14 protein-coding genes and 1 pseudogene are annotated in these 15211 nt (G+C 71.8%); 7 read left to right on the top strand and 8 right to left on the bottom strand.

Going from position 1 to position 15211, the window contains the following annotated elements; genetic code table 11:
- The 4 genes and pseudogenes from ACXJKQ_RS09415 to ACXJKQ_RS09400 form a co-directional block, all read left to right on the top strand.
- Nucleotides 1-448: chromate transporter (locus ACXJKQ_RS09415; RefSeq protein ID WP_457105492.1), on the top strand; the 448-nt coding region annotated here is incomplete at its 5' end.
- Nucleotides 448-804, top strand: coding sequence for a hypothetical protein (locus ACXJKQ_RS09410; protein ID WP_457105491.1), 357 nt, complete (start codon nucleotides 448-450; stop codon nucleotides 802-804). The genes ACXJKQ_RS09415 and ACXJKQ_RS09410, both read left to right, overlap by 1 nt.
- Nucleotides 805-840: 36 nt before the next feature.
- Nucleotides 841-1791: a DUF1259 domain-containing protein gene (locus ACXJKQ_RS09405; protein WP_457105490.1), complete on the top strand. Its 951-nt coding sequence runs from the start codon at nucleotides 841-843 to the stop codon at nucleotides 1789-1791.
- 346 nt (nucleotides 1792-2137) lie between these two features.
- Nucleotides 2138-3130: pseudogene (locus tag ACXJKQ_RS09400) on the top strand (IS481 family transposase); the annotation flags it as partial.
- Between the two features lie 15 nt (nucleotides 3131-3145).
- Here ACXJKQ_RS09400 and ACXJKQ_RS09395 read toward each other — a convergent pair.
- Nucleotides 3146-3361 (bottom strand): hypothetical protein, encoded by a 216-nt coding sequence (locus tag ACXJKQ_RS09395; RefSeq protein WP_012318997.1) that lies wholly within the window; start codon nucleotides 3359-3361, stop codon nucleotides 3146-3148.
- 266 nt (nucleotides 3362-3627) lie between these two features.
- On the opposite strand from ACXJKQ_RS09395, the gene ACXJKQ_RS09390 reads away from it, so the two are divergent.
- Nucleotides 3628-3828 carry a hypothetical protein gene (locus tag ACXJKQ_RS09390; RefSeq protein ID WP_457105489.1) on the top strand — a complete coding sequence of 67 codons (201 nt, stop codon included), beginning with the start codon at nucleotides 3628-3630 and terminating at the stop codon, nucleotides 3826-3828.
- A 62-nt stretch (nucleotides 3829-3890) separates the two neighbouring features.
- Nucleotides 3891-4430, top strand: a complete 540-nt coding sequence (gene fae / locus ACXJKQ_RS09385; RefSeq protein ID WP_020092273.1) for a formaldehyde-activating enzyme — start codon at nucleotides 3891-3893, stop codon at nucleotides 4428-4430.
- Nucleotides 4431-4469: 39 nt separating this feature from the next.
- Here the strand turns inward: fae and ACXJKQ_RS09380 are convergent, their stop codons facing one another.
- From ACXJKQ_RS09380 to ACXJKQ_RS09365, 4 genes are read right to left on the bottom strand one after another with little or no spacing between them, the layout of a single operon-like run.
- Nucleotides 4470-4958, bottom strand: a complete 489-nt coding sequence (locus ACXJKQ_RS09380) for a hypothetical protein (protein ID WP_457105488.1) — start codon at nucleotides 4956-4958, stop codon at nucleotides 4470-4472.
- Nucleotides 4959-5002: 44 nt separating this feature from the next.
- On the bottom strand, nucleotides 5003-8305 hold the full coding sequence (locus ACXJKQ_RS09375) for an error-prone DNA polymerase (RefSeq protein ID WP_457105487.1): 3303 nt from the start codon (nucleotides 8303-8305) through the stop codon (nucleotides 5003-5005).
- Nucleotides 8302-9957 (bottom strand): Y-family DNA polymerase, encoded by a 1656-nt coding sequence (locus tag ACXJKQ_RS09370; RefSeq protein WP_457105486.1) that lies wholly within the window; start codon nucleotides 9955-9957, stop codon nucleotides 8302-8304. The genes ACXJKQ_RS09375 and ACXJKQ_RS09370 overlap by 4 nt, the downstream gene beginning before the upstream one ends.
- Nucleotides 9884-10663, bottom strand: coding sequence for an ImuA family protein (locus tag ACXJKQ_RS09365; RefSeq protein WP_457105485.1), 780 nt, complete (start codon nucleotides 10661-10663; stop codon nucleotides 9884-9886). Before ACXJKQ_RS09365 ends, ACXJKQ_RS09370 begins: the two co-directional genes overlap by 74 nt.
- A 220-nt stretch (nucleotides 10664-10883) precedes the next feature.
- Here ACXJKQ_RS09365 and ACXJKQ_RS09360 point away from each other — a divergent pair, with 220 nt between their 5' ends.
- On the top strand, nucleotides 10884-11753 hold the full coding sequence (locus ACXJKQ_RS09360; protein ID WP_457105484.1) for a collagen-like protein: 870 nt from the start codon (nucleotides 10884-10886) through the stop codon (nucleotides 11751-11753).
- 10 nt (nucleotides 11754-11763) lie between these two features.
- Here ACXJKQ_RS09360 and ACXJKQ_RS09355 read toward each other — a convergent pair whose 3' ends face one another.
- From ACXJKQ_RS09355 to ccrA, 3 genes are all read right to left on the bottom strand, one after another.
- A complete protein-coding gene (locus ACXJKQ_RS09355; protein WP_457105494.1) occupies nucleotides 11764-13065 on the bottom strand; it encodes a TIGR03862 family flavoprotein in 1302 nt (433 codons plus the stop codon).
- A gap of 148 nt (nucleotides 13066-13213) precedes the next feature.
- Nucleotides 13214-13513 carry an alkylphosphonate utilization protein gene (locus ACXJKQ_RS09350; RefSeq protein WP_457105483.1) on the bottom strand — a complete coding sequence of 100 codons (300 nt, stop codon included), beginning with the start codon at nucleotides 13511-13513 and terminating at the stop codon, nucleotides 13214-13216.
- 172 nt (nucleotides 13514-13685) lie between these two features.
- Nucleotides 13686-14972 carry a crotonyl-CoA carboxylase/reductase gene (gene ccrA / locus ACXJKQ_RS09345; protein ID WP_457105482.1) on the bottom strand — a complete coding sequence of 429 codons (1287 nt, stop codon included), beginning with the start codon at nucleotides 14970-14972 and terminating at the stop codon, nucleotides 13686-13688.
- Nucleotides 14973-15211: the final 239 nt, after the last annotated feature.

Raw genomic sequence — 15211 nt, 5'->3', positions numbered from 1 at the left:
CACCCAGCTCGTGGGCTTCCTGGCGGCCTACCGCGCCCCGGGCTCGCTGCCGCCACTGCTGGCCGGTACGCTCGGCGGCCTGCTGACCACCTGGGTGACCTTCGCGCCCTGCTTCCTCTGGATCTTCGTCGGCGCCCCCTACGTCGAACGCCTGCGCTGCAACCGCGCACTCGCCGGCGCGCTCTCGGCCATCACCGCGGCGGTGGTCGGCGTGATCCTGAACCTCGCGGTCTGGTTCGCACTGCACACCATCTTCGCAGTGACGCGACCGTTCACGGCCGGACCGGTCAGCTTCGACGTACCGGTGCTCGCCAGCGTGAATCCCTGGGCGCTCGCGCTCGCAGCAGCGGCGGCCCTGGCGGTGTTCCGGTTCAAGGTCGGCATGATCCAGACGCTCGCGACCTGCGCCGCGGCCGGCGTCGTCCTGCATCTGGCGGGGCTGGTGTGATGGCCGGCTGGCGCCTCACCGCGATGACCGCTCTCCTGGCGATGACGGCGAGCCCATCGCCCGCGGGTGCGGCATTCCGGCACCTGAGCGCCTCCGAGATCCGGGCGCACCTCGTCGGCAAGGAAGTCACCGACGGGGTGCACTGGGCCTACCGCTTCGAACCGGGAGGTCGCCTGCACGTCGTGTCGCTCGGGCGAGCCCACATCGCGAGACGGCGGATCGATGGGGACGGGCTCTGCCTGGAGGCCGACCCGTGCGTCCAGGTCTGGACGGCCGGCAAACGCGTCGAGTTCCGGCGCGGCGACGGCACGTTGCCGGACGAGGGCGTGCTGCAGGTGCCGGCCCGCCGGTCCTGAGGAAGACGAAGCCCGACAACAACCGAGGAGACGACCATGCGTCGCTTGCTTGCATCCATCGCCGTCTTGGGCGCTCTCGTGACCCGTGCGTCAGCCGTTGAGCCCTGGCAGGAGGCCATCGCGACCGGCCTCGGGAAGCCCGGCACGGCGATGCCGGGTGGTGTCTACCGCGTCGGCCTGCCCCGGACGGACCTGAATGTCACCCTCGACGGCGTAACCCTAAAGCCATCCTTCGCCCTGGGCTCATGGCTGGCCTTCGTGCGCCACAACAACGAGGTCATGGTCATGGGGGACCTCGTCCTGACCGAGGACGAGGTAAGCCCGGTCATGAAGCGCCTCGTCGAGAACGGAGTCGAGATCACCGCCGTCCACAACCACCTGCTTCGGGCCTCTCCGAGCACCCTCTACATGCACCTCTCCGGGCACGGCGAGCCCGGGAAGCTCGCCACGGTCCTGGCGGGGGCGCTCGGGGCGAGCCGGACGCCCTTCGGCGGCGAGACTGCCGGCGGCACCCCACCCATCGGGACAACCGGGTCGGCCTCGGCCGGCGAGGGTCCGGTCTCGGCGAAGGCGACCGCATCGGACCAGACGCTCGATCTCGACACCGCCGCTATCGACCAGGCGCTCGGCCACAAGGGCAAGGTTAATGGCGGCGTCTATGCCATCAGCGTGCCGCGCTCCGAGACGCCGAAGGATCACGGCATGGTCGTGCCGGTGGCGATGGGCTCGGCGATCGCCATCAACTTCCAGCCCACCGGCGGCGGCAAGGCCGCCATCTCGGGCGACTTCGTGCTCACCGCCGATGAGGTGAACCCGGTGATCAAGGCGCTGCAGGCCAACGGCATCGAGGTGACGGCCCTGCACAATCACATGCTCGACGACGAGCCGCGGCTGTTCTTCATGCACTTCTGGGCCAACGACGACGTGGGCGAGCTCGCCAAGGGCCTGCGCGCGGCGCTCGACCAGGTGAAGGTCACCAAGGGCTAACGGACGGGAGCGCACTCATGCTCGCTGGAAACCCGAACCGTCCTCTCGGGATGGTAGTGATGCTCGCCTTCCTGTCGGCGGCCACACCCGTAGCCGACGCTGCCGAGTGCGCGACATCCTCTTGCGTGCCGAACGAGCGAGGCGCCCCGTCGGGCGGGCCACTGACGGGCTCGGTCGCCATCCGGGAGAGAAGGACCAGAGACCTTTACCGGGCTTGCCGTGCCGATCAGGGGGAGGCCTCGGGCTGGTGCAGTGCCTACCTCTCGGGCGTCGCCGACACGCTCATGTTTGATCCCAGGGTTGATGGTGCAGTCTTCTCCCGCGAGTGGAATGACGCGCTACGAGCCAGGTTCAACACGGGAGCGCCGCGACGACAGCGGCAGTCCGTCGAGCGACACAGCGGACTCAAGCGAGCTTGATGGCGCTGGCGGCCCGTTACGGCGTCAACTCGAAGACCGTCGCGAAGTGGAAGAAGCGGTCCTCCTTGGCGGACCGGAAGACGGGGCCGGCGGCACCCCGATCCACGGTGTTGTCGGCCGAGACCGAGGCGGTGATCGTCGCCTTCCGCCGACACACCCTGCTGCCGCTCGACGACTGCCTCTATGCCCTACAGCCGACGATCCCGCCTCACACGCGCAAGCCTGCACCGCTGCCTCCAGCGCCACGGCCTCTCGCGGTTCCCCGAGGTGGAGGCGACAAGCCGCGACGGGCAGAGTTCAAGCGTTACCCGCTCAACTACCTCCACATCGATATCGCCGAGGTGCACACTGAAGAGGGCCGGCTCTACCTGCTCGTGGCCATCGACCGGACCTCCAACGACCGGACCTCCAAGTTCGCCTTTGCCGAGTTGCACGAGAAGGTCACGCGCCGGGTCGCCGGCAACTTCCTGCGAGCCGTTGCTGCCGCCGTTCCCTACAAGATCCACACCGTGCTCACCGATAACGGCACGCATTTTACCGAGCCGTCCGGCAACACCCGGATGCCGGAGGAGATCAGAGGGATGCGCGCCGAGGGGGTGCTATTCCGCTGCCACTCCTTCGAGGGCGCCTGCGCCGACCTCGACATCGAGCACCGTCTCACGAAACCGCGTCATCCCTGGACGAATGGTCAAGTTGAGCGGATGAACCGCACGATCTAGGACGCCACTGTCAAACGCTTCTACTACGACAGTCACGATCAGCTGCGGCAGCATCTCGCTGACTTCGTGGCTGCCAACAACTTCGCCCGCCGCCTTAAGACGCTACGCGGCCTCACGTACCATGAAGCGATCTGCAAAGCCTGGATGGACGTGCCCTCTCGGTTCACCCACAACCCGCACCATCAAATCCCGGGACCAAACATCCTAGTCGGGCCGTCAGGCGCCCGGCTTCGGGAAGGTCCGTTCCGCCGCATCTCCGGCGGCGGCCAGCAGGGCGCGGGCGAAGGCGCGGGCCTCCGCGCGGTCGAGTACGATGGCGGCGGTCACCGGCGCGCCGCCGAGGTCGGCGAGGGCGAGTTCCAGGCGCACCCCGTCGGGTACGGCGCTCGCCTGAAGGCTCCAGCCGGAGCCCCGATCCGTGCTCTCCGCCATCCCACACTCCTCCCGCCTGCCCCGTGAAGACGCCACAGGCGTCCGCCGGAACGGCCCCTGCTCAGGACGGTTCCCGAGAGCCGAGCCCAGCGCTTCCCTGCCTTGCCTGTCCGCGGACCTCAAGGCCGCAGGTCCCGGACCCGTGGTGATGCTGGTCGATAGGGATGTCGGCAGCCTCATCACGGCGGCCGAGAGAGGGCGCCGGTCTAGAGACCGTTACTCTCGCGGGTGCCTTCGTGCGGGCTGTCGCCGCATGGACGGGAGCCGTGCAGCGCGGGCCAGACTTCCTCGCTCTCAGTATCGCCATGGCGGCGGTGGACGCACTGCTTCCGATCCTGCCCGCCAACAGAGCCCTGCCGGCGGGACAGCGGGTGGAGGGCACAGACGCGGGGGTGGCCGACACCGTGTCGGGGGTCACCATCGCCTTCGCGAGGGCCGGCGTTGTCGACGGAGTCGGCCTGCTCTGAATCGATTGACGCGGGCGTCGCGATGATGTCTCCCGCGGGCTCCGATCAGGTGGAGTTCGAACATGCAAGAGATCTGGTTCCGCACGGGAGAGGCCACGGTGCTGGCGGCCGAGGGCCAGTACACCGACGCCATGCCGGAGGTGCTGATCGGCTCGGTGCGCGGTCCGGTCGGCCAGGCTTTCGCGTCGATGATGGGGCAGGTCCAGGGCCACACGCGGATGTTCGTGGTCCGCGACCTCAACCAGCTCGTGCGCCCCGCCACGATGATGACCACCAAGGTCACGATTCACACGGCCGAGTATGCCGAGCTCCTCGGCGGCGTGGTCCAGGCCGCCACCGGCGACGCGATCGTGGACTGCATCATCGAGGGCATCCTGCCCAAGGACGGACTCGACGAGCTGTGCATGATCATCATGATCTGGCTCGATCAGCGCTGCGCCGAGGACGACAACCTCGACCAGAAGGATCTCTACCGGACCAACTACGAGGCCACGAAGCTCGCCATCGCCCGCGCCCTCAAGGGCGAGCCGACGGTGGACGAGCTGATCGCCAACCGGAAGACCGTGAAGCACTACGCCCTCGACGGCGTGATCGAGTACTGATCAACCGCGCCGCCCGCATCCTGCCGGGGCAAGCCCGAATCATCCCGGCGGGATGCGCCCCACCGAGCACAGGGTCCGCATCGTGGTGCTGCCCGGGTCGGTATAGCAGGAGGCCGACCAGCCGTTCTGCTGGATGAACGACTTGCGCCGTTCCGACAGCGAGGTCCGGTAGGCGTTGGCGATGATCGGCTCGACGGTCGCGGCCGGTTGGCCGACGAGGATCTCGGAGGCCACCGACAGGTCGCGGAAGAAGGTCGCCGAGGGGGTCGGCTCGGCGGAGGTCGCCTGCACGATCGGCTCGGCCCGGCAGGTCACGTCGAACTTGATCGGGCCGGCCATGCGGATGTCGATGCTGGGGCCGGCGCGCTTGCCGACCTTGCCGCCGATCGCGCCGGCGATCTGGCGGGTGAGGTCGTCGCAGCTGTCGGCCCGGGCGTCCCCCGCCAGGAGCGGCAGGGCCAGCGGCAAGACCAGCGGCAGGGCCGCGCAGGCGGTGAGGAGAAGGCGCGGAACGGCGAAGCTCGACATGTGGGCACTCTACCCGCGGCGCGGGTCCTGTCGAGGGGCGGCCGTCAGTGGAAATCCCGGCTGCGGTAGACCCGCCGGTCCGGGGGCACGCCGAAATCCGTGTTCTCGGGGGGCAGCTTCAGCCCGGCCTCGCGCAGGTCGCGCAGGGAGGCGGTGAGATCGCGAAATCCCTCCGCCACGAGGTGGACCACCCCGCCGGCCCGCTGGATCCGGCCGCGCACGGCGAGGAACCGGGCCTGCATGGCGGTCCGGCGGTTGGCCTCGAACACGGTCTTCCAGACGATCACGTTGGCGATACCGGTCTCGTCCTCCAGGGTCAGGAAGACCACGCCCTTGGCGGTGCCCGGCCGCTGGCGGATCAGCACGAGCCCCGCCACCGTGACCCGCGCCCCCTGGGGCAGGGCGGGATCGAGATGCGCCCGGGCCGGGATCGCGCCGATCCGGGCGAGCCGCCCCCGGAAGAACGCGACCGGGTGCCCCTGCAGCGACAGGCCGGTGGCGGCGTAATCCTCGGCCACCGCCTCGGACGGGGCCAGGATCGGCAGGTCCACGGCCGGCTCGTGCCGGAACAGGCCGTCATCGGCGTGCCAGGCGAAGAGCGGCAGGGGCGCGTCGAGGAGATGGGCGCGGCGCTCACCGGGGTCGGCCAAGCTATTCCCCTTGGCGGCCTTGCGCGCCGAGGTTCCCTCCAGTGTGCGGACCATCCAGAGGGCGGCGCGCCGGTCGAGGCCCAGCGAGCGGAACGCGTCCGCCTCGGCCAGCCGTTCCAGAGCGTTGCGGGGCAGGGCGAGGGACGCCTGCAGGCCCTCGATGCTGGCGTAGCCGTTGGCGCGCAGGCGCACGAGCCGGCGCATGGCGGCCTCGGGCAGGCCGCGCACCACGCGCAGGCCGATCCGCACGGCGTGCAGCGCCGGATCCCCGGCCGGCTCCAGGGTGCAGTCCCAGTCGCTGGCGTTGACGCAGACGCCCCGCACCTCCACCCCGTGGGCGCGGGCGTCGCGCACGAGCTGGGCGGGCTGGTAGAAGCCCATGGGCTGGGCGTTGAGGATCGCGGCCAGGAAGACGTCGGGGTGCCGGCACTTCATCCAGGCCGAGGCGTAGACGAGGAGCGCGAAGCTCGCCGCGTGGCTCTCCGGGAAGCCGTAGGTGGAGAAGCCCCGGATCTGCGCGAAGCAGCGCTCGGCGAAATCCTGCGGGTAGCCCCGGCGGGTCATGCCGCCCACGAACTTCTCCGTGAACCCGCCGATGGAGCCGACATGGCGGAAGGTCGCCATCGCCCGGCGCAGGCCGTCGGCTTCCGCCGGGGTGAAGCCCGCCGCCGTGATGGCGATCTGCATGGCGTGCTCCTGGAACAGCGGCACCCCGTAGGTTTTTTTCAGGACCTCCTTCAGCTCGTCCGCCGGCCCGTGGTCCGGGTGCGGGGCCGGGTATTCCACCGGCTCTTCCCCCGAGCGCCGCCGCAGGTAGGGATGGACCATGTCGCCCTGGATCGGGCCGGGGCGCACGATCGCGACCTGCACCACGAGGTCGTAGAACTCCTTCGGCTTCAGGCGCGGCAGCATCGACATCTGCGCCCGGCTCTCGACCTGGAAGACGCCGACGGAATCGGCCTTGGCCAGCATCGCGTAGGTCTCGGAATCGTCCTGCGGCAGGTCGGCCAGCGTCTCGTAGAAGGTGCCGTGGTCCTTCTCCAGAAACTCGAGGCCGCGCTTGAGGCAGGTCAGCATGCCGAGCGCCAGCACGTCGACCTTCATCAGGCCGATCGCGTCGATGTCGTCCTTGTCCCACTCGATGAAGGTGCGCTCCGCCATAGCGCCGTTGCCCACCGGCACGGTCTCGTCGAGGCGCCCCTTGGTCAGGATGAAGCCGCCGACATGCTGCGACAGGTGGCGGGGGAAGCCGATCAGCTGGTGGGCGAGGTCCAGCGCCTGCCGGATCGCCGGGTTGGCGGGGTCGAGGCCGGCCTCGCGCACGTGCTTGTCCGGCATGCCGGTGCCCCAGGAGCCCCAGACCGTGTCGGCGATCGCCGCGGTCACGTCCTCGGTCAGGCCTAGGACCTTGCCGACCTCCCGGATCGCCATGCGCGGCCGGTAGTGGATCACCGTGGCGCAGAGGGCGGCCCGCTCCCGGCCGTAGCGGGCGTAGAGGTGCTGGATTACCTCCTCGCGGCGCGCGTGCTCGAAATCGACGTCGATGTCGGGGGGCTCGCCCCGGTTCTCCGAGATGAAGCGGGCGAAGAGCAGCCGGTGCTTGGACGGGTCCACCGCGGTGATGCCCAGGCAGAAGCACACGGCGGAATTGGCCGCCGAGCCCCGGCCCTGGCACAGGATGCCCTTGCCGCGGGCGAACTCGACCACGTCGAACAGGGTCAGGAAGTAGCGGGCGTAGTCCATCTTGGCGATGAGCCGGAGCTCCTCGCGAAGGGTCGCCTCGACGGCGTCCGGGACCTCGCCGGCATAGCGCCAGCGCGCCCGCTCCCAGGTCTTGTCCTCCAGGTATTCCTGCGGCGTGCGCCCAGGGGGCACCGGCTCGTCCGGATACTCATAGCGCAGCTGGGACAGGCGGAAGTCGCAGGCCTCGGCGATCTCGACGGTGCGGGCCACCGCCTCCGGGTGGTCGGCGAACAGCCGCACCATCTCGGCGGGGGGCTTCAGGTGACGCTCGGCATTGGCCTCCAGGCGGTAGCCGGCCTCCCCGATCCGGCAGCCTGCGCGGATGCAGGTGACCACGTCCTGGAGCGGGCGCCGCTCGGGATGGTGGTAGAGCGCGTCCGAGACCGCGACCATCGGGGCGCGGGCGACCGCCCCCAGCTCGGCGAGCAGGCCGAGGCGCCGCCTCTCGTCGCCGCGGCGCGTGTGGCTCGCCCCGAGGAAGGTCCGGGCCGGGGCCGCCGCGGCGAGCGCCTCCAGCCGCGCCCGAAACCCCTCTGGCAGGCGTCGGGCCGGGGGCATGGCGATGAAGATCTGCCCCTCGGCGGCCTCCAGCATCTCGGGGAAGGAGAAGCGGCACTCACCCTTGCGGACGCGCCGGTTGCCCAGGGTGAGCAGCCGGCAGAGGCGGCCCCAGGCCGCCCGGTCCATCGGGTAGGTGACGGCCTCGAACCCCTCCTCGGTGACGAGGCGCACCCCGGGCAGGATCCGGATCGCGGTGCCCTCCGCTTCGAGCGCCTGCGCCGCCGCATGCGCCCGCACCACGCCGGCCACGGTGTTGCGGTCGGCGATGCCGATGGCCGCGAGACCGTAGGCCGCCGCCTGCACGACGAATTCCTGCGGATGCGCGGCGCCGTGCAGGAAGGAGAAGTTCGTGGTGACGGCGAGTTCGGCGTACGGGACGTGAGGACTGCTCACGCGAACAGCCCGTGGACGTACCACGCGGCCGGTCGGTCGGGCGCGTGCGGCCCGTCCCGGTAGAGCCAGAGCCGGTGACCGGCCTCGCACTCGATGCGGTAGTAGTCGCGGTCGTGACCCGGAGCGCGCCACCATTCGGCGGCGATCCGTTCCGGCCCTTCGGCATGGGCGACCCTGTGGACCTGAGCGCGCCAGCGAAAGCGCCGGGGCGGCCCCTCCGGCACTGTGGAGAGCACGTCGACGGCAGCCTCGCCCCGGGGGAACAGGACCAGGGGGCGGGGCGGGAGGTGGTCGGGCCAGAGGGGGGCGGCACTCTGGGTTCCGGCCTGCTCAGGGCTCGACAGGAGGGTCTCTCCCGCGGCGACACGCGCCCTGCCTTCCCCCGCAGAGGAAGGAGGGAGGCGCGCCGATGCTCGGCCGTGGCCCTCCACCGATCCCCGCCCTTCCTCCGCAACCCAAGCACGGCCCCGATCGGACCGCTCCGGCAGGTGACTCGCCCGGGGCTCCAGGCGCAGCAGCGCCCGCCCGAGGCGCTGCGCCAGGACGTCGGCCAGGAAGCCGATGCCGTCGCCCTTGGCGTCCGCACCGAGATCCGTCTGGCGGGCCGGCATGGCGCCCGTCACCGTGACGGCGAGGGCCACCGTCTCGAAGCCGAAACCGGCGTCCAGGGCGGATCCCAGCCGGTCGAGGCGCAGGGAGACCAGGGCCGCGACTTGCTCAGGGTGACGCTCCGGACGCGACAGGCCGAGATCGAGTTCGCGCACCGCACCGTCGATCCGGTGGAGGGCGAGGCGCAGGGCGCAGGCGCCGAGCCCGTCCCGCTCCAGGCGGGGGGCGATCTCCGCCATCAGGTCCCGGACGGTCCGGACGATGTCCGATTGCCGGCCGATCGGGTCGAGGAAGCCGCGGGCCGCCGCATACGCCGTCGGGTCCGACAGGGGCGCCAGGGGCTCGGGCCTGCGGGCCAGGGCCTGGTCGAGGCGCAGCAGCAGGGCCTCGCCGAATCGACGGGCGAGGGGGCCGCGGGGCAGGGCGTCGAGTTCGCCGATCCGGCGCAGGCCGAGCCGCCTCAGGCCCGAGACCGTGCCGGGATCGAGCCGCAGGGCTTCCACGGGCAGCCCCCGCAGGGCCTCCGCAGAGCCGCCCGGTGGGACGACGCACCCCTCGCCCCCTCCCTGGCTGGCCAGCGCGAAGGCGGCGCCGGGCGTGTCGGCCAGCGCGATCCGCGCCGGGATGTTGCTCCGGGCGAGCCGGGCGGCCAGATCCGCGACGAGGTTCGCCTCGCCGCCGCGCAGGTGGCTTGCCCCGGCGACGTCGATGTAGAGCCCGTCCGCCGCCTCCGCCGGCCCGAACGGCGCCACCAGCGGCGCGTAGCCCGACGCCCAGCGGCAGAGGCGCAGCAGGGCCTCCCGGTCGGCGGCCGGATCGGCCGGATAGACCTGGAGCGGCACGCCGATCCGCGCCCGGACGCGGCCGAGGAGTTCGCCGGGCGTCAGGCCGAGGGCGCGGGCCTGCGGATCGAGGGCCACGAGCCGCAGGCCCCCAGGCCCCTCGGCCGCCACCGCCAGAGGTCCCGCCTCAGGCGCGAGGCCGGCCCGCCGCAGCCGCGTCACCGGCCAATGGCTCAGGCAGATGCAGACGATGCGCGGCATGGTCCCACTCCAGAAGCCACTCGCCGCCGCGTCCGTTGCGGCAGCGTTCGAGCCGCGCCCGCCAGCGCGGCCTGTCGAGGGCGCCGAACCGGTCCCGGGCTCCGGGCGCCGCGGCGATCCGCCAGCGGGTGGCGGCCCCGTTGGGCAGCCCGGCCGAGGCCGGCCGCAGGATCAGAAGGAGGGGCGGGGCGGATCCCTCCGCGGCGAGTTGCAGGCGCCGCCCCGGCTTCAGCGGCAGGCCCTCCCGCAGGAGGCCGACGAGCGCCGTGAGGCTGCGGGCGTGCAGCGCCGCTTCCAGCGCGCGGAACACCTCCGCGTCGCCCCCGGCCTCCAGCAGCAGCAACCGGGCCGGGTCGAGGCCCAGCCCCGCGAGCCCGTGACCATGGGGCAGGGGCTGGCCGGGGGCGGCGGCGACCAGCGCCGCCCCCGGCATCGCGGCAAGGTGGCGGGCGCAGAGCGCCAGGACGAAGCCGAGGGCCGCGATCCCGTCCGCGGGTTCGGCCGGCGCAATCTCGTGGGGCGGCCCCAGGGTGAGGCCGCCCCCAGGCAGGTGGGCGTCGAGGGCGGGCAGGCCCAGCGGCAGGACCGGGCGCAGGTCCCGGCCTCCGGCCGACGGCGCGAGGCGCGCGCGCAGGGCCGCCAGCCGTGCCCGGGGACCGCCAGGCGCGGGGTCCCGCTCGGTCTCGTCCGCAGGGTCCAGCCCCATCTCCGTCGGCTCCGGTCATGCCGGACGATAGGAACATAACATGAACATCTACAAACGGTTTCCGCAGGGTCCTGGAATCCTGCGTCCGCCCAGCGGCTTGGCCTGTGGATGGCTGTGGACTCAGCCTCCACCTGGAGCTTCACGAACGCGGTTGACCTCACTTGCAGGGCGAGACCAAAGTCCGACGCCGCGTGCGTGACGCGGTCGAACCGGACCGCGCATGCGCCCAGCCCTCGCCCTGACGATCCTGCTCGCCCTGTCCGGGGCGGCGCTCGCCCAGCAGCCGGCGGATCCGGGGGCCGCGGCGCCGGATCCGTCCGCCGCGGCGCGACCGCGCCCGGTCCGGCCCCGGCGGCCGCAGATGCCGAGCCAGCCGATCATGGTCTACGACGCCCGCATCGAGGCCGGCGACCTGCGGATCTCTGGCTCGGTGCGCAAGCCGGGCGCGATCGTGGTGCTGGACGACGACATCTCGGTCCAGGCCGACCGACGCGGGCGGTTCACCTTCCGGGTGCCCTACCGGCCTTCGACCTGTGTGGCGACGCTGAAATCCGATCCGGACGAGCGCGAGGCGGTGGTGGCGAATTGCGCCCCCGAGGGACCACCGGGCGCGCCCGGGCCTCAGGGCGTGGCGGGGTCGCCCGGGGAGACGGGTCCCAAGGGCGAGCCGGGTCCCAAGGGCGAGCCGGGCGCGATGGGGGCCAACGGCGATACGGGGCCGAAGGGCGATACGGGTCCGAAAGGGGAGCCGGGTCCGAAGGGGGAGACAGGCCCTCAGGGTCCGGCCGGTCCCCAGGGAGCACCCGGACCGAAAGGCGAGGCGGGGATTCCGGGCCTCCAGGGTCCGCCGGGTCCCAGAGGTCAGGCCGGCCCGCAGGGCGGCCCGGGTCCGAGGGGCGAGGGCGCGGCCTCCGCCCTGCGGCCCGTGCGCAAGACCGACTGCGCGGGCGGTTGCGCCGTGACCTGCGAGGCCGGGGAAACGCTGGTCACCGCCCATTGCCTCAAGGCCGGTGCGCCGGTCTATGACGGGGAGGGCGCCAGCTGCCCGGCGGAGGCAACCGGTATCGTCGGGTTCTGCACGCGGCCGTGAGGCGTCCGCCTCAGCCGCCGGTCTCGCACAGCCAGTCGAGCATTCCGGCGGCGGCCGCCCGGCCGCCCGCGAAGGCGCCCTGGAGCAGGTAGCCGCCGGTCGGAGCCTCCCAGTCGAGCATCTCGCCGGCCAGGAACAGGCCGGGACGGGCGCGCAGCATCGACCGCCCGTCCAAAGCGTCGAGCCGGACGCCGCCCGCCGTCGAGATCGCCCGCTCGATCGGCGCCGAGGCCGTGAGGAACAGCGGTGCGGCCTTGATCAGCCCGGCGAGTTCCCCCGGATCGGCCGGGAGGGCGCCACCGCCCGCCTCGCGCAGGAGGCCCGCCGCCACGGGGGCGAGGCCCGCGGCCTTGCGCAGGCGGGTCGCGGTCGAATCCCCGGGCCGGGCACCGGACAGGCGGCTGGCGAGGGCGTCCCGGGTCAGGTCGGGCCGCAGATCCACGACGAGCCGGGCGGTGCCCCGGACGGCGATCGCCGCGCGCAGGGAGCGTGACAGGGCGTAGACCGCCCCGCCCTCAAGGCCGGATTTCGTGACCACGGCCTCGCCCCGCACCGTGGTGCCGTCGCAGGCGAGGGCGATCCGCTTCAGCGGGGCGCCGGAAAAGCGCTCCCGGAACCGGTCGGACCACGCCACCGCGAAGCCGGCATTGGCGGCCTGCAAGGGCGTCACCGCCACGCCGAGCCCTTCGAGGAGCGGCACCCAGCGCCCGTCCGACCCGAGCCGCGGCCAGCTCGCCCCGCCCAGCGCCAGGAGCGCGGCACGCGGCCGTATGGCGCGGGGGCCGTCCGGGGTCTCGACCTGCATCCTCAGGTGCGGACGTCCCGCTTCGGGGTCGAAATCCCTGCCTCCGGCGGACGATCCCCCGCCCAGGGTCTCGGGTGCGGATGGCCCCCCGGCGATTGCCGTGAGCCGGTGGCGGGTGCGGATCCGGACCCCGAGGCGGTCGAGCCGCGCCAGCCACGCCCGCAGCAGCGGCGAGGCCTTGAAGCTCTGGGGAAAGACGCGCCCGCTCGACCCGACGAAGGTCGGCTCGCCGAGGTCCGCGCACCAATCCCGCAGCGCCTCGGGAGGGAAGGCCGAGATGGCGGCGTCGAGGACACCGTGCGGGTGGTAGCGGGCGAGGAAGTCCGCCTGCTTCTCGCTGTGGGTGATGTTGAGGCCGCCACGCCCGGCGATCAGCAGCTTGCGGGCGACTGACGGCATGTGCTCGTAGACCGTGACCGAATGGCCGGCCTGGGCCAACACCTCCGCCGCCGCGAGTCCGGCGGGGCCCCCGCCCACGATGGCGATCTCGTCCGTGTCGTCCGGCATCCGCACGGAGAGCGGCAGGCCGGCGCCCTCTGTCAAGGGCGGGAGGGGGCGGATCCGCCGCCGGAGGAGGGGCTTCGCGCCGGCTCCCGGGTCAAGGGTCCCGCTTCGCCGCTCGGGGCCGGGGGTTCGGCCTGCCGCTCCAGAAGCGTCAGCGCTTGCGCACGAACTCGGTGCGCAGGACGAGACCCTTGATGGTGTCGTGGCGGCAATCGATCTCCTCCGGATCGTCCGTGAGCCGGATCGACCGGATGACCGTGCCCTGCTTCAGGGTCTGGTTCGCGCCCTTGACCTTCAGGTCCTTGATCAGCGTGACCGAATCGCCGTCGGCGAGCACATTGTCGGCCGCGTCGCGGACCGCCGCTTTCTCCGGGGGCGTGATCGCGGTCCCCGGCGGCAGCCATTCGCCTGTCGCCTCGTCGTAGACGTAAGCCTCGTCGTCGCCGTTCAAATCCGTGCCCCCGATTCGGATCGGGGCCGGGTCCGGTCAGGATCTCGCAGGCCCGTCATCCGCGCGCGTCCCGGCGCACCGAACCGATCGCCGAGTCGGCGCGGGACGATCGGAGCTTAGCCCATCGGGCCGGCCCCGCGCGAGAGCGGCGGGCCGGCCCGATGAGGTCGCCCTAGCGCTTCAGCGGCCCGGCCTCGATCACGTCCTCGACCGTGCGCAGGCCGGCGCGCGGGGAGTTGACGAGGCAGGCCATGTTGCCCGGCGGGTGCTGGTTCTTCCACATCTTGGTGTGGGCCTGGGGGATCTTGTCCCAGGGGAAGACCTCGCTCATGCACGGGTCGATCCGCTGGTCGAGGACGAACTGGTTCGCCGCCGAGGCCTGCTTGAGGTGGGCGAAGTGCGAGCCCTGGATCCGCTTCTGCCGCATCCAGACGTAGCGGGCGTCGAAGGTGATGTTGAAGCCGGTCGTGCCGGCGCAGAACACCACCATGCCGCCGCGCTTCGCCACCAGCGCCGAGACCGGGAAGGTCGCCTCGCCCGGATGCTCGAACACGATGTCGACATCCTGCTTGCCGGTGATCTCCCAGATCGCCTTGCCGAATTTCCGCGCCTCCTTGGTCCAGGCATGGAATTCGGGCGAGTTCACCTTCGGGAGCTGGCCCCAGCAGTCGAAGTCCTTGCGGTTGATGACGCCCTTGGCGCCGAGGCTCATCACGTAGTCGCGCTTCGACTCGTCCGAGATCACCGCGATCGCGTTGGCGCCGGAGGCCGCGCAGAGCTGCACGCCGAACACGCCCAAGCCCCCGGAGGCGCCCCAGATCAGCACGTTCTGGCCCGGCCGGACCGTGTGCGGCGCGTGGCCGAACAGCATGCGGTAGGCGGTGGCCAGCGTCAGCGTGTAGCAGGCCGCCTCTTCCCAGGTGAGATGCTTGGGCCGGTGCATCAGCTGGCGCGACTGCACCCGGCAGAACTGCGCGAAGGAGCCGTCCCCGGTCTCGTAGCCCCAGATCCGCTGGGTCGGCGAGAACATCGGGTCGCCGCCGTTGCACTCCTCGTCGTCGCCGTCGTCCTGGTTGCAGTGGACGATGACCTCGTCGCCGACCTTCCAGCGCTTCACCTTGGCGCCGACCTTCCAGACGATGCCGGACGCGTCCGAGCCGGCGATGTGGTACTCGCCCTTGTGCACGTCGAAGGGGGAGATCGGCTCGCCGAGGCCGGCCCAGACGCCGTTGTAGTTCACGCCCGCCGCCATGACGTAGACCAGCACCTCGTCGTCGCCGATCTCCCAGACCGGCAGCACTTCGAGCTGGTGGGACTGTTCCGGGGGTCCGTGGCGCTCGCGCCGGATCGCCCAGGCATACATCTTGGCCGGCACATGACCCAGCGGGGGGATTTCACCCATCTCGTAGAGGTCCTTGACCTCCCCGCCCGTCGGACTGATCGCAGCGCTCGCCGCCATCTCGCTCTCCTCTCGTCCCGCGTGGTTCTCACGGCCGCGGTTCTCCATCGCGCTATAGCGGCGATGCCGGAGGCGTCCAAGTGGGCCGAAAGTCGAAACCCGGTGGTTTCCGACATGAAAAAAGCGCCGGCACAGGGCGGGCGGCCACGTATTCAAAATCGGCTTTCCGGGAGACCAAGTATTATTCGGAGACCGCCTTGGCCGTGTCGGTCCCGTGACCTTGCACGACGCCGACGCCC

Source organism: Methylobacterium sp. P5_C11, assembly GCF_054049775.1.
This window is presented reverse-complemented; position numbering and strand designations above follow the sequence as displayed.